Below are 13,679 nucleotides of genomic sequence, written 5' to 3' on the forward strand. Positions count from 1 at the left end.
GTCATATTTGTTGTAAGTAAATATGGCTATTCTTGCGCGTCAGCTTTCCTTAAACTCCGCACCACGTTCTTATAACCATTAAATTCTGCAATCATTAAAGCAGTATAGCCACCCTGGTTTTTTAAATTCACATCTGCCCCAGCTTGGAGTAATAGCTGCACAGCTTCGCCGTAACCTGCGGAAGCAGCCCACATCAACGCTGTGGCTGCGGCTGTGTCTTGAGAATTCACATCTGCCCCTTTTGCTAACAGCAGTTGTATTACCTCTATCTGGTTTTTTATTACTGCTTTGGTTAAAGCTGTTTTGCCATCATCCCCTGGGATATTGGGATCAGCACCATATCCTAGCAAAACCTTTACTGTCTGGGTGTGTCCTTGTGATGCCGCTAGTGTTAAAGGTAACTCACCAAGATTTTTCTCATGAATATTCGCTCCAGCACGTAGCAGTGCCTCAACTATTTGGCTGTGTCCCTGCAACGCTGCTACAAGCAGTGGTGTATCACCCAACTGGTTCCTGATTTGCACATCTGCACCCCGGTTAAGTAACACTTCCACTAGATCAACATAGCCTTCTACAACAGCAAGGTGTAGGGCAGTTTCACCATCTTGGTCTTGGTGATTAATCTCAGCGCCCCCATCCAGTAAAGCAGTAGCGATCGCACTGTGTCCAGCTGCCGCTGTTGCTAGTAGGGCAGTTCCACCACCGGAGTTTTTCGCCTTCATGTCAGCCCCTGCGGACAACAATGCTTGCACAACTTCCAGATATCCCAAGTCTGCGGCTACCATCAACGGCGTTTCACCCTCTTCATCTGGGATGTTGACATCCGCACCACTTTGGACAATTGCTTGGATTATTTCTATGTGTCCTTGCTTAACTGCTAGTTTCAGGGCAGTATCATCATCTTTATCTGTGATATTTACCTTAGCCCCAGCAGCTAATAAGACTCGCACTAAATCAACATGACCTTTAAGTACCGCTGCCATTAAAGCTGTGCTGCCATCTTCATTAATCGCATTGACATCAGCACCTCTGGATACTAAAAGTTGCACAATGTCAAGCTGATTAGCACTAGCTGCCAACATTAAAGCTGTCAAACCATAAAGTTTTCTGGGTAAGTTGATATTTGCCCCAGCATCCAGTAGCGATCGCACAATTTCCGTATAGCCTAAATTAGCAGCAAACATTAACGCTGTAGTACCGTTGCGATCGGACGCGTCCACATTAGCACCAGCAGCCAGGAGCGCACACAGCCGCTTAATATCACCACTTTTAGCAGCCTTCAGCAGCAAGGTATCTTTATTTTCAGTCATGGATCAGATCCCACATCGGTGGGTTTTATTTGTCTACCCTCAAAATTTAGTCTGAGATTGTTTATCCACTTTGGCAAGAGGCTATGCAATTGAAATTTTCAATTTCCAGCTCAAGAAATGTACAAATGCAATCTTGGCAAGTAATTTTAACTATTGACTTGACGTAAATTGAAGCGAGAATAGCTTAACTTTTCTTCTCCCTCAAGAGTGAAAATGTATGTAGTTGATAACAGCAACTTTAAATACAGAGAATAGAGTTATGCTAATTTTTATGAAGATTTAAGAATAGGGCGAGGACACGACGAGTATGGAACTTTCTCCATCTGTGAAATATTGGTTGAACTTCTTTCACCCGGTGATGATGTGGGCGCTACTACTAATTTCACTGTACGCAGCCTATTTGGGGCTGCAAGTACAGCGCACCAGAAATGCTCAGGGAGAAGAAAAGAAAGAACTGATTAAAGGTAGATATAACATCAAACACTATCAAATTGGATCTATACTCTTAGGTCTTATGGTGGCGGGTGCAATTGGTGGTATGGCAGTCACATACATCAATAATGGTAAGTTGTTTGTAGGGCCTCATCTGCTAGCAGGACTAGGGATGACAAGTCTGATTGCATTTTCTGCCTCCTTGTCTCCCTATATGCAAAAAGGGGCAAACTGGGCGCGTGCGACTCACATTTTGCTGAATTTCGCCCTCTTAGGGCTTTTTGCTTGGCAGGCTATTACTGGTGTGCAAATTATCCAAAGAATTCTTACTCAGGCATAGTTAGGAGTACAGACGCCATTAATAGCGTCTGTAAAGGAGTCAAGGGTCAAGGGTCAATAGTCAAAAATTCATATACAGCAGTTTGCAAGTCACTGAAGTACAGTATCTGAGTTTAAAAGCTAGACATAAAGCCTTTTTTACTTCTGACTCTTAAATTCTAGATTCTGCTGTATGTAGATGTTAAGACTTTTGACCCTTGACTATTGACTATTGACTCACCACTTTTTCTTAGAATTCCCAGGAAAAGGTATGCCCAAAGATTTATGAAAATCTTCTTGAACTTTACGCGTTAGACGGCGGGAGACTTGGCGGACAATTTGATTAAGTAAGCGATCGCCTGTAGATTGAATTAAAGATTTGGGCAATCGGTGAATAAATTTAGGAAAGTGAAGAGAAACTATTAAATCCAATTCCCATTCAACTCGTGTAACTTGAATATCTTCAGTATAAGTATTATCCGCAGGGTTTTCTTTTAACTGTAGTGATGCATTATAGTCTACGTCATAACCAGGTGGGACGTAATCAGGAATAGTGATTGTACGAATGCGGTAAATACCCTCATCTGGAGGTAACAATTCTAAGCCAACTTTCGGTTCTACTTCATAACCAAAAGAAGCAAAACGACCAATTACTAAAGCATAGCCATTTTCCCCCAGTGGTTGTACCTTCATAGGTTCGGCGCAGCGCACAAACCATGAACTATGAGCATTAAGATACTCAGCAACCTTATCTGCTGAAGCAGGCATTTCCATAAAGTCTTGATAACGACCGTAAAATTTTGTGAGTGTCGCTACATTTGTTTCTGTTAATGCATCTTCAGCTTCTGCTAGGCTTGGTACCATAGGTAAAACTGTTTCTGATATTTCTAAAGATTGATATTCACCGTTTGTTGAAAGCATAAATACAGTAATGTTATATTTTGGCGTTCGTCTATATTAATAATTCCCAACTTGCTTGGTTTGTTTCGCACTAGTATCTTATTTTGACGGAAACCTCAATAATCTGCCATCAACTCCATATAATCACTAAAATAAAGAACGAAACAAGCACACTATAGTTTCCCAGGATAGCGTTCATTATGAAAGCATTTGTAGCAGGGGCAACAGGTGAAACAGGTCGCCGGATTGTGCAAGAGCTAATTGCACGGAATATTCCCGTCAGAGCCTTGGTTAGGGATACTGAGAAAGCTAGGGAGATTCTCCCACCTGAAACCGAATTGGTTATCGGCGACGTGTTACAACCAGAAAGTCTGACTGCTGCTTTGGGAGATAGCACAGTCATATTGTCTGCTACTGGAGCAAAACCTAGCTTTGACCCTACCGGCCCCTATAAGGTGGATTTTGAAGGTAATAAAAATTTAGTAGATATTGCCAAGGCAAAGGGTATTGAACACTTTGTCCTGGTTTCTTCTTTGTGTACTTCCCAATTTTTCCATCCACTGAACTTGTTCTGGCTGATTTTGGTGTGGAAAAAGCAAGCTGAGGAGTACATCCAAAAAAGTGGTCTTACTTATACGATTGTGCGACCTGGGGGATTGAAAAATGAAGATAACTCCAACCCTGTCGTGATGCAGAGTTCTGATACATTGTTCGAAGGTAGTATTCCCAGGCAAAAAGTTGCCCAAGTCTGTGTCGAGGCGCTGTTTGAACCAGCCGCCCGTAATAAAGTTGTTGAGATTGTTGCTAAACCAGAGGCTACCTCAAAAACTTTTGGTGAGTTATTTGCGAATGTGGCTTGATTCGTAACTTAACTCGACTAAATACATTTGCCGAAAATTCAATTTCATATGTCGAAATCCTCGTCCAAGCACATCTTTTATCAATACCACCAAAATCAATCACAATGGAAAATATTTAGAATTTATGTACTGTACAAATTCATTATCTTGTGAATTAACAGAAATATGACGTTTAAGCCTTTCCTTAATTAACCTGAGTTCGGGTTAAGCAGATGGAGATAAAATCCAGTCCATGTGAAGACTGGGCTTCTTAGGTTGGTGGCAATAAGCAATTAATCCGCACAGAAGGTTAACGCAAAAATTTACGGGGCTTCGATGTCTTGAATGTTCAATCTGAGAAATATTCTTGAGTTGGTCGTTAATTGTTTCAATAATTGAACGCTTACGTGACAAAAGTTTGTCATGAAGGCGCATCAACTTGTTTTTCATATTGCGACGGGGTTTGGCAAAAAATTCAATACCGAATTCTTTAAAAAGTTTGTCAGCCAGTTGCTTAGAGACATAACCCCTATCGGCAAAAATTTTGCCAAAAAGACCACTAAGTAAATCTGGAATGGGTTTCCGGTCATCAATATTACCAGGTGTCACAATCACATTTAAAATTTCACCATGCTCGTTAACTACGATGTGGAGTTTAAAACCAAAAAACCAATCCACAGAAGTCTTACCCCTAGTGGCAAAATCCTTAAACACCTTATTCCTGGAGATGCGGCGATTGTGGCAAACCTTGACACTTGTTGAGTCGGCAAAACCGATACCCGTACATTGACCAAAGCAATGCTTCAAGTATGCACATAGGGGTATCAGCACAGATGGCATCCATTCAACGAATCGTTGGTAGCTTGGAAGACCTGGAAATGCACATTTCCATTGTTTCTCTACATGTTCTAAATAAAAATGCTTGAAATTTCGGTAATGTTTTTGGTGAAACGCAATCAGAATTGTGATAATTTCGCTTAAGCACAAGCTCTTTGCCCGAACTCGCTTGATTCCTCCATGTTTTAGTAGGCTTTTGTGCCATTTAGCTTCAAATTTCTCGCAGAAATCGTCTACGTGGCAGAATAATGCTTCTAAACTAAACATAGGGCAGGTGCTGGATTTAACGCTATTTTCAGCTTACTACCTGCTCTTTTCCTTATCCCGAACTCAGGTTAATTAACTTTTGATAAGTAGCGATCGCATTTTCCACAGTACCAAAAGCGATCGCTTTTTGGTGGTTAAGGAGAAAAAGCGATCGCCTAAAGTTTTAGGTATACATATTCTAAATTATTTGTAAGTAAAATTTTTCTCTTTCACAGTCTATATGAGTATATTTACAAATTATATAGGTTGTTACATTAGTCGATTTAACAATTAATGTTTATCTACTTCTACTGATTCAGATTCAATTATATTCACTTTGTTTCCAATTTGATAGGTAATTATAGCTTTTACTTTACCTTGCCCAGAATAGCCAGTTTTATTACTTAAATGAAAAGCTATCTCAGAATTTTCTAAGGGTTTTAAATTAATTTGTTTTGCCTTAAAACTAAAGGATTGTAACTGACCATTATAAACATTATGAATCTTAATACTTTTAATAATGATCCGCTGGCTTTTTTCAGTTTGATTATGCAAACTCAGAAACACTGATGCAAAGCCAATATCTTGATTAAGTTGAGGAGGTACTCCATTAGGGAGAGTTGTTTGCTGCCAAGCCGAGAGAGTAATATTGGCAAAGGATATGTTTAGTGTTTCAGACACAGGATTTTTTGTTATTAAAGTGAAAGGTTTTGTTTCAGTTATAGCCCATAAAGGAAAATTATAAATGATTGCTATCACTATAAAAAACGATGAAAGCAATATATTCTGCCAATTAAATAATTTCATAATTAATAAAAAAACTCTTTCGATTTTGATTATAATGGAGTAACTGAGCAATACTAAGTTCTCAGTTACCCTTCATTAGCTAAACTGTTAAACTTAGACGGTAGTATAAGACCATCCAGTAGTAGCCCAATTTATTAATTCTTGCCAAGTCAGATCAAGGTGATTCGATCCCCAAGGGTTATGTAGATGGAAGCGTCCTGTGGAAGAATTGTAACTGGTAACAGCTAAAGCATGGCCTCCAGAATATTGAGAACCGAATATCCGTGCATTAATTCCAAAAGTTACTAAGTTATTAGAATTGACCCGATTGATCATATCCTGTTGAGTAACATTGGTTGTCATCGTGCTATTAAGTGCAGTGATTTGGCTCATCACTTTGTATTCATTACCTCCAGCAATTGCTTCATAAGAATTAATGCCATCTCTTCCATAGCCTCTTTGTAACCAAGCAGACTCATTCATCTGGGCATAGGCTTTTTCAGCTAAAGCTACCCAGAGTTCATTAGATGAACTGGAAGAGGAACCACTTCCCCAACCTGCATAAACGGCGTAACCATTTCTGGTAGGTAAATATCTGTCAACTGTCACATAATCAGCCACACCATTCTTATAGAAACGAACAGTGAATGTGTTATCGCCATTGTCGATAAACATATTTTGGATGTAGGAAGATTTATCGGTAGCGAGAGAACATAAAGTGGCTAAGACATAACAATCACCAACCTGTCCTTGACGAACATCATTGATACTAATGCCATTTTGGAACAAAGAACCACTGATAAACTGATAGCCGTAGGATGCGTCTGGACGATCATTTCCCAAGAACCATTTGCTAATTAGATTCTCCATTTGAGTGGAGTTACTTCCTGCATAAAGATTCCCAATACCTGAATTAGTATTAGCTATATCACTATTGGCAATCTTATTGGACAAAACACGAACAGAATCTGCCATACTGAAGCGACTGTAATTGCTGACAATAGTACGCAAATCAGTTAACTCATAAGAGTCAATAACACTACCATCTTTAGCATCCCGAAAAATGCTAATCATGTCATTACGACTTAAGGTACCATCAGCAGCTAAAGAACGGGTTAAACCGCTTATTCCAGAGTCTCGTAGATTTTGACCGAACCAATCACTTACAGTAGTAGCATTTAAGGAAAGATTGTAGTTAGTATTAATACCACCATAAGGATAGACTCGTGCATAATAAGTTCCAGCACTTAACTGACGAGTAATAGACTCATTGCTAGTTCCACCACTAGTAGAACTAGTAATAACATTACCGAAACTATCAAGTAATTGAACATCAGCATCAGCACTTAAGCCCGTTAAACTCAGACTGAAGTTACTTTGCCCTCCGACATAGAAGCGATAGTAGTCGTTGGTATCTGCCGCACCTACCCAATCACTAAAACTGCGAGAAGTATTTAATGTGCCAATATCACGTGCTGTACTGGTACTATTCCCTGCATAATCGGGTTGTAAAGTTGGTACAGAATTAGAGAGAAAATTTACATCTGGCAAGACACCATAAGACCCACCCAATATGTCAGACCCTACTCTGTTGACATCAACAGCTTCTTGGTAGGCAGGTTGAGCATTAACTACAAAATTAGTATTAAAAACACTTATAGGAGTGTAAACTAATACTTGGGTTGCGTTAGTTTGGTTTTGCGATGCATCGAGAAGCATCTCATTTGCTAACATTGAAAGTCTCTGTGAATTTAATCCTGTTAAATCCGTTTGGACAAGATTAACTGAATTATTAGTTAGAGAATTCGAGGTATTACCCAATGTTGGCAAAGAGGAATCAATAAGAGTTGCAGAAGTGTCAAACATACTTGAAGTGGCTACAAAATATTAAAAATAGAAAATTATTAAGTCTGAGTTGAATTAACGATAAATTTTCTGAAACTACCGACAAATACTACTTTACAGACTAGAAAACGTCATAAGAAAACACCGTTACCTGATTTTTAAAAGGAATGGAATTACAAAATTCTAGTTATTAGTTAATAGTTAATAGTCGTTGATTCCAAAAAATGAACGTTAAGTAATCAATCATTCATTGAATGTTTGATGAAGTTAATAATTACTTATGTAAATGAATAATTATCAAACTTTGTTCTAAACCTTATTTAGTAACGTATATGTAAAATTAAATTTGCATAAGTATTTACTAAATAGATCATGACAATTTATTCTTAAAGATGGCTATGGCATGATTACCTAAATTCTCATGAACTTATGTTGAACAATATATGGATTAAAGTTTTGAGAGTGCGACTGTAAAATTACACGATTTGGGAAAGAGAGCGCGATTCCCATGATAAAGTTAGTACATAAAATAGCTAAGATTATACGTAGACAGTATTTTGGGCAAGATGTCGCCTACAATGTTTAATCTATGAGCTTTTTTTACTCCTCGAAAAATAAGCGAACCAGGAGTGATGGTTGAAAAGAAGGTGTGAACTTTGTCAGAATGAGTTCGTCGATGATTATTGTTACCTACAGAGAGCGAATTTGAAGGAGTCAGACTCTGAAAGGCTTTGAATTCAAAGGCGTTGAAAAACTTATTGGGCCAATAGCCGCACTTCTCGGTTTTGTGTGTTTGTTGCAGTGGTATATTCATGGAGAACTGCGATCGCCTTCTGATCCCATTTTTGCAGTCAAACAGCCGCCTTTGGTGATGAAAGGAGGCGACCCTTATATCCGCGCTTTGATGCGAACCATTTCCGCGAGTGAGGCAAATAGCAAACGTCCCTATTCTGTGTTGTATGGTGGACAGCAAGTCAACGACCTCAGCCGACATCCTGAAGTATGCGTCACAATTGTCATAGGCCCCAACACGGGTAATTGCTCTACAGCTGCTGGCAGATATCAAATCATCAACACTACTTGGTATAATATAGCACCTCGTTACCACCCACACCCAACGCAGTTGATGTTTTGGGCTAGTTATAGTTTTGAACCAGAGTATCAAGATACTGTGGTTTACCGTTGGTTGAGTGATTCGCGAGTTTGGGGAACTGATATTTCTCAACTGCTGCATCAGGGAAAGTTAAACGATGTTTTGCGGATACTTTCACCCACTTGGACAAGTCTAGGATACGGCATTGAAACTAATTCTATAAGTAACTCTTTGCCCAAGATTTATCAGAAAATGCTGCAAGAGGAATTAACTACAGTTAATAAACCAGGATTACAAAATTTGACCCCAACTCCAACTCCTTCTAATAAATCAGAAGCTAAGCAGCTAAAGAAGCAGTAAGTTTATCCTCTTAGTTTCCTACAGATTGCATCAAAAAACTTTTAATACTTTTAACAAAAGCGAAAGTATTTTCAAAGTGAATATTATGCCCAGCATTACTAATTATTTCTAGCTTAGCTAATTCACATCTTTTAGCCATTTCTATATTAATAGCTATAAATTTTTCATCGTATTCACCAGCAAGTAAAAGCAGGGGAACTTTGTTATATTGTAGTTTTTCCCATAAAGAAGGTTGGCATCCAGTACCCATAAAGCGCAGAGATTTATCTAATTCCAGCGGATTATTCTGCAACCGACTTTCTACCATCTGGTTATATTCTGGATGGTTTTTTATAGAACCAAAAATCGGCTGGGTATACCAATTTGCTAAAAACCGTGCAAAATTAGTTTTATCAATACTTCTGATTAACTTTCTACCTATTTGCGTATCACGTTTAATTCGTTCTAATCGTTCTACTTCTGTTGCTAAACCTGGAGAAGCTGACTCTAGAACAACTTTATGAAAACGTTCCGAAAAATGTAGAGTAAGGTATAAAGCTAATCTTCCACCCATTGAATAACCAACTAACAAGCATTTAGGGATTTTCAATTCATCAAGTAAATTGATTAAAGCATGGGCAGTGTTTGCCATTGTATAGTATTCATCTTCACCTAAAACTTGAGTTTTGCCGTGTCCAGGAAGGTCAAGTGTCAGATAAGAGAACTCATCAGATAAGGATTTTATGGCTTCATTAAACTCACCAATATCACCCATGAAACCATGTAAAAAAAGAATCAATGGCTTGTCTAAGTTGCCAAACAAAGAATAGTGAAATTGATAGTTTGGAATTATCATATCCTATAATTTTTGGCGAATAGAACTTGCACCCCAGTTTATAGCCGCCCACTGTCAGAAAATTGGTATTTTTCTATTCGTTACGTTAAGGCAAAAACCTATCTAAAGCAGCTTTTAACTGCTCAATTTCAACTTCCATATTGCCCTCTTTGGCAGCTCTGGCAATACACTCAGTTAAATGTTCATCCAAAACAATTCGTGCTACCTTATCTAGTGCGCCCCGGACTGCGGCAATTTGTAACAAAACATCAGGACAAGGGCTACTTTGCTGCACCATTGTCTTTATGCCACGAACGTGTCCTTCTATGCGCGAGAGCCGATTGACAATTCGCCGTAAAGACTCTTCGCTATGGATGTGAGGATGAATCGACTCTTCATGCTCATGAGTATGATCTGTATGCTCGTGGTCTTTCTCGTAGTTGTGGGATTTTTCTACTGGTTGGGATGTTGGCAAGGATTCTTTAGCTAATCGGTTTGAGCCATTCATGAGTTATCCGCTGTACTAGGGATTGGGGAATCGGGATTGGGGGAAATTACTTAAGGAGTCTCTCAGAGGGTGTTTGATCAATGCCCAATACCAATTAATGGGTAATAGCCGAACCTTCTAAGGGTGAATCTCCATAATAGCTTTCGGGACAAATGTTCAATTAATTTGATTATTAGGTAACTCGCACAATGCTGCAACTCTAACCTTGAAGCAAGTCGGCGAAACCTGACCAGAAAGCAAACCTTAATTCTGTAAAAATAACTGTAGATAGATTTGTCACGATTAAACAACAAAATTAGGCTTTTATATTTAGGTTGTGATTTATGCGATTTTCCAAAATCCCCCAGTCTATACGTCAATTTACCACTCATGTGTTAGCGATCGCTCTCGGAGTTATACTGACGGTTAACACATTACAGGTGTTACCCTCGCAAGCAGAACCTGCACCTCTAGTATCTGCGGGAAATGCCCCAGAATTAATTGCCCAACGTCAATCACCAGCAAGTTCTGCTATCGGTAGCAGTAGCTTTGTCACAGCAGCAGTGAATCGTGTCGGCTCAGCAGTGGTACGAATTGATACCGAACGTACAATTACTCGTCGTGTTGATCCGTTTCTTGAAGACCCGTTTTTTCGGCGGTTTTTTGGTGAAGGCTTACCTCAACAAATGCCTTCTGAGCAATTGCGTGGTCTAGGCTCTGGTTTTATTATTGATAAAAGCGGGTTGGTTTTGACCAATGCTCATGTAGTAGATAAGGCTGATAAGGTGACAGTCCGGCTCAAAGATGGTCGCACCTTTGAAGGCAAAGTTCAAGGCATTGATGAAGTAACAGATTTGGCGGTAGTCAAAATTAATGCTGGTAGCGATTTACCAGTCGCGCCCTTGGGTTCTTCTGGTAGTGTACAAGTGGGAGACTGGGCGATCGCAGTTGGTAATCCTTTAGGATTTGATAACACTGTGACTTTGGGAATTGTCAGTACTCTCAAACGTTCTAGCGCCCAAGTCGGTATTACTGATAAACGCCTAGAGTTTATTCAAACCGACGCCGCAATTAACCCTGGTAACTCAGGGGGGCCACTATTAAATGGTCAAGGTGAAGTAATTGGCATCAACACAGCGATTCGTCCTGATGCAATGGGTATTGGTTTTGCAATTCCTATTGATAAAGCTAAAGCGATCGCAGCTCAGTTGCAACGTGGTGGTAAAGTTGCTCACCCCTATTTAGGTGTGCAAATGGTAAGTTTGACACCCCAGTTAGCAAGACAAAATAACACCGATCCTAACTCTCCCATCCAAATACCAGAAGTCAATGGTGTTTTAGTAATGCGCGTTATACCCAACTCTCCAGCAGCAAGTGCAGGTATCCGACGCGGCGATGTTATAGTCCAAATTGATGGACAACCTATTACCACTGCTGAACAGTTACAAGGCATTGTGGAAGATAGCCGTCTCGGTCAAGTATTGCAGGTGAAAGTACAACGCGGTAATCAGACACAACAGCTTTCTGTACGCACCGCTGAGTTGCAGAATGCTTCTTCTTAAGAGACGCGCCATGTAGAGACGTTACATTGCAACGTCTCTACACATTAATGTTCAACCACGGGAAAGCTGTAATCAGAGAACAAAGGAACATCGTAATTTTCACCACGAGTTTGTTCATCTAAAACTTTGACGACTTTGTTATAGATGTCTTCTGCTTGTTGGGAAGAATCACCAATGCAGGTTAATCCCAACTTCCCAAACTGTGAAAGACAACCCATAAGGTGAAACACAGTGCCTGTCTCGGTGCAACTGTCAAAGTGCAATCTATGATGAGCAATAATATCCATCAAATCATTAGGTAATAATCCCCGATAGCGGTCTTTTTGCAAGTTGTCAGTAGCAATATAATATTTTGGACGACCTAGTTGACTGTAAAATAACCCCGTAGATAGGTCATAGCGACCATTAGTTAATAATTTCAGGGTCATGAAAGGATGAGTTGTGCCGCCTTTACGTAAGTTAATTTCGATCGCCTGAATATCCCAATCTTTATCACCCTTATCCACAGCGATAAAATCTACTCCAAATCGCTCTAAAGCGCCTTTTTCTGCTAGCTTTTTGCCAACTTGTAGCCCTAATTGTTGTAATTGCAACCGATACCTTTCATCTGCGGGAAATCGGCAACCAAGGTAAATCTGTCCGTCTGGCCCTCCCAGAATTTGGTCGTGGGTTGAAAGGATTTCTACCTCACCGCTGGGCGTAATCCGTCCTTGGACACTGGGCGATCGCTTTGTTTCCCCTTCTATAAATGCTTCGACAATTGCGCCTAACTCAGCTATTCTTCCAGAAAAATTCTCCCAAGTCTCTTGTTTTGCTTGAAAGCGCAGCGTCGGGAGGTGTTCGCTCATTACTGTGAGTCTTTTAGCAGGAGGAACTTCTCCCGGTGCTACATTCATAATTGGTCTGAGATCCAACAGTGCATTCCCTTCTCCAGAAATGCCTTCATTGAGTTTTACCACCATCCGTTGTAATGTAGGTTCACTCTCCCACAACTCACTAGCAGCTTCTGCTAAAGCACTTGGGTTCCAAATCTTTTCACTACCTGCTGGATGCGGTACTCCACTTTCAGCGAAGATTTGCCGACTGCCGCTTTTACTTCCCCAAATTTGTAAATCTGGCGCAGCAGCATATAGTGGCACATCCAATTTCAGAGACATTTCTGCTTCTAAAAAAGTTGAGTTGTAGCAGATCATAAACGATTTCTCTAGCCTCATGGCTTGACGAATTCGTTCTAATAGACGGGGACGTTCTAAAATTTTTTGAGTCAGGGGTTTTAGGGAAGAATCATAAGTAGAAAGTAGTAGCAAACGATTGCGGGCATGAGAAAATGGAATGCCTGGTAACAGTTGCAGATAGTAATCAATAATACTGGGATGCAGTGGCATTGATGTGACATACACTAGCCTAGTGCGAGGATTCCGCAACCGCATCAAAGAAAATAGTAATCTTTCTTCATAATGTTCACAGCCTTCAATTTTTTGCAGTTCACGTTGGTCGATACTCAAAGACGGAATAACTAAAATATCCGCTTCACTGTTATCGAATAGCTCTATATTTTTCCAGCGCTCGTGCAAAGTTGATTGCAGATTACGAAACTTATCAAACTGTTCTAATTCTGAAATATTTATTGTTGCCATAACCCTTGCCCCATCTTGATCCCTACCGGGAAAATGGTGGAAGGTTCTTAAAAGATATCCACCTGCATTGATTTTAACTAAAAAAAGGTAGAAAGCTTGATTATTCCTTAGTTAAAAGCATCTAGCAAGAAAACACAAAGGCTAAAGAGTAAAAGATAAATAGGCTACTTCGACTGTCATAATTTTTATTAATTTATTTTACGTCTGAAGATT

12 protein-coding genes are annotated in these 13,679 nt (G+C 39.7%); 4 read left to right on the forward strand and 8 right to left on the reverse strand.

Annotation, left to right across the window (positions count from 1 at the left end; translation table 11 throughout):
- Positions 1–26: 26 nt before the first annotated feature.
- Entirely contained in the window at positions 27–1,310 is a 1,284-nt protein-coding gene (locus WKK05_RS26275) for an ankyrin repeat domain-containing protein (RefSeq protein ID WP_341525978.1), read from the reverse strand.
- A 307-nt stretch (positions 1,311–1,617) separates the two neighbouring features.
- On the opposite strand from WKK05_RS26275, the gene WKK05_RS26280 reads away from it, so the two are divergent.
- On the forward strand, positions 1,618–2,082 hold the full coding sequence (locus WKK05_RS26280; RefSeq protein WP_341525979.1) for a DUF4079 domain-containing protein: 465 nt from the start codon (positions 1,618–1,620) through the stop codon (positions 2,080–2,082).
- 215 nt (positions 2,083–2,297) lie between these two features.
- Here WKK05_RS26280 and WKK05_RS26285 read toward each other — a convergent pair whose 3' ends face one another.
- Positions 2,298–2,981: a DUF1997 domain-containing protein gene (locus WKK05_RS26285; protein WP_341525980.1), complete on the reverse strand. Its 684-nt coding sequence runs from the start codon at positions 2,979–2,981 to the stop codon at positions 2,298–2,300.
- Positions 2,982–3,160: 179 nt separating this feature from the next.
- Between WKK05_RS26285 and WKK05_RS26290 the strand changes: the two genes are divergently transcribed.
- A complete protein-coding gene (locus tag WKK05_RS26290; RefSeq protein WP_341525981.1) occupies positions 3,161–3,820 on the forward strand; it encodes an SDR family oxidoreductase in 660 nt (219 codons plus the stop codon).
- Positions 3,821–4,024: 204 nt separating this feature from the next.
- Here the strand turns inward: WKK05_RS26290 and WKK05_RS26295 are convergent, their stop codons facing one another.
- The 3 genes from WKK05_RS26295 to WKK05_RS26305 all read right to left on the reverse strand — a co-directional run bounded on the left by WKK05_RS26295 (position 4,025) and on the right by WKK05_RS26305 (position 7,534).
- Positions 4,025–4,903 carry an IS982 family transposase gene (locus WKK05_RS26295; RefSeq protein WP_341525982.1) on the reverse strand — a complete coding sequence of 293 codons (879 nt, stop codon included), beginning with the start codon at positions 4,901–4,903 and terminating at the stop codon, positions 4,025–4,027.
- Between the two features lie 270 nt (positions 4,904–5,173).
- Positions 5,174–5,689: a hypothetical protein gene (locus WKK05_RS26300; RefSeq protein ID WP_341525983.1), complete on the reverse strand. Its 516-nt coding sequence runs from the start codon at positions 5,687–5,689 to the stop codon at positions 5,174–5,176.
- A 93-nt stretch (positions 5,690–5,782) separates the two neighbouring features.
- The gene (locus WKK05_RS26305; protein WP_341525984.1) at positions 5,783–7,534 is read right to left on the reverse strand and encodes a C2 family cysteine protease; all 1,752 of its coding nucleotides are present in this window, start codon (positions 7,532–7,534) and stop codon (positions 5,783–5,785) included.
- Positions 7,535–8,270: 736 nt separating this feature from the next.
- Here WKK05_RS26305 and WKK05_RS26310 point away from each other — a divergent pair.
- The gene (locus WKK05_RS26310; protein ID WP_341531201.1) at positions 8,271–8,966 is read left to right on the forward strand and encodes a glycoside hydrolase family protein; all 696 of its coding nucleotides are present in this window, start codon (positions 8,271–8,273) and stop codon (positions 8,964–8,966) included.
- Between the two features lie 10 nt (positions 8,967–8,976).
- Here WKK05_RS26310 and menH read toward each other — a convergent pair whose 3' ends face one another.
- Both menH and WKK05_RS26320 read right to left on the reverse strand, forming a co-directional pair.
- Positions 8,977–9,801, reverse strand: a complete 825-nt coding sequence (gene menH / locus WKK05_RS26315) for a 2-succinyl-6-hydroxy-2,4-cyclohexadiene-1-carboxylate synthase (RefSeq protein WP_341525985.1) — start codon at positions 9,799–9,801, stop codon at positions 8,977–8,979.
- Positions 9,802–9,886: 85 nt separating this feature from the next.
- Positions 9,887–10,288, reverse strand: coding sequence for a metal-sensitive transcriptional regulator (locus WKK05_RS26320; RefSeq protein ID WP_341525986.1), 402 nt, complete (start codon positions 10,286–10,288; stop codon positions 9,887–9,889).
- 323 nt (positions 10,289–10,611) lie between these two features.
- Between WKK05_RS26320 and WKK05_RS26325 the strand changes: the two genes are divergently transcribed.
- On the forward strand, positions 10,612–11,829 hold the full coding sequence (locus tag WKK05_RS26325; protein WP_341525987.1) for an HhoA/HhoB/HtrA family serine endopeptidase: 1,218 nt from the start codon (positions 10,612–10,614) through the stop codon (positions 11,827–11,829).
- A 44-nt stretch (positions 11,830–11,873) separates the two neighbouring features.
- Here WKK05_RS26325 and WKK05_RS26330 read toward each other — a convergent pair whose 3' ends face one another.
- Complete coding sequence (locus WKK05_RS26330) at positions 11,874–13,466, reverse strand: peptide ligase PGM1-related protein (protein ID WP_341525988.1); 1,593 nt, start codon at positions 13,464–13,466, stop codon at positions 11,874–11,876.
- Between the last annotated feature and the right edge of the window lie 213 nt (positions 13,467–13,679).

Source organism: Nostoc sp. UHCC 0302 (assembly GCF_038096175.1).
In the GTDB taxonomy this organism is placed as follows: Bacteria; Cyanobacteriota; Cyanobacteriia; order Cyanobacteriales; family Nostocaceae; genus UHCC-0302.

Bases quoted from the DNA above. Each gene is read 5' to 3' on its own strand.
- WKK05_RS26280 (WP_341525979.1), top strand. From the start codon at position 1,618: ATGGAACTTTCTCCATCTGTGAAATATTGGTTGAACTTCTTTCACCCG.
- WKK05_RS26300 (WP_341525983.1), bottom strand. From the start codon at position 5,689: ATGAAATTATTTAATTGGCAGAATATATTGCTTTCATCGTTTTTTATA.
- WKK05_RS26290 (WP_341525981.1), top strand. From the start codon at position 3,161: ATGAAAGCATTTGTAGCAGGGGCAACAGGTGAAACAGGTCGCCGGATT.
- WKK05_RS26275 (WP_341525978.1), bottom strand. From the start codon at position 1,310: ATGACTGAAAATAAAGATACCTTGCTGCTGAAGGCTGCTAAAAGTGGT.
- WKK05_RS26285 (WP_341525980.1), bottom strand. From the start codon at position 2,981: ATGCTTTCAACAAACGGTGAATATCAATCTTTAGAAATATCAGAAACA.
- WKK05_RS26325 (WP_341525987.1), top strand. From the start codon at position 10,612: ATGCGATTTTCCAAAATCCCCCAGTCTATACGTCAATTTACCACTCAT.
- WKK05_RS26305 (WP_341525984.1), bottom strand. From the start codon at position 7,534: ATGTTTGACACTTCTGCAACTCTTATTGATTCCTCTTTGCCAACATTG.
- WKK05_RS26330 (WP_341525988.1), bottom strand. From the start codon at position 13,466: ATGGCAACAATAAATATTTCAGAATTAGAACAGTTTGATAAGTTTCGT.
- menH (WP_341525985.1), bottom strand. From the start codon at position 9,801: ATGATAATTCCAAACTATCAATTTCACTATTCTTTGTTTGGCAACTTA.
- WKK05_RS26320 (WP_341525986.1), bottom strand. From the start codon at position 10,288: ATGAATGGCTCAAACCGATTAGCTAAAGAATCCTTGCCAACATCCCAA.
- WKK05_RS26295 (WP_341525982.1), bottom strand. From the start codon at position 4,903: ATGTTTAGTTTAGAAGCATTATTCTGCCACGTAGACGATTTCTGCGAG.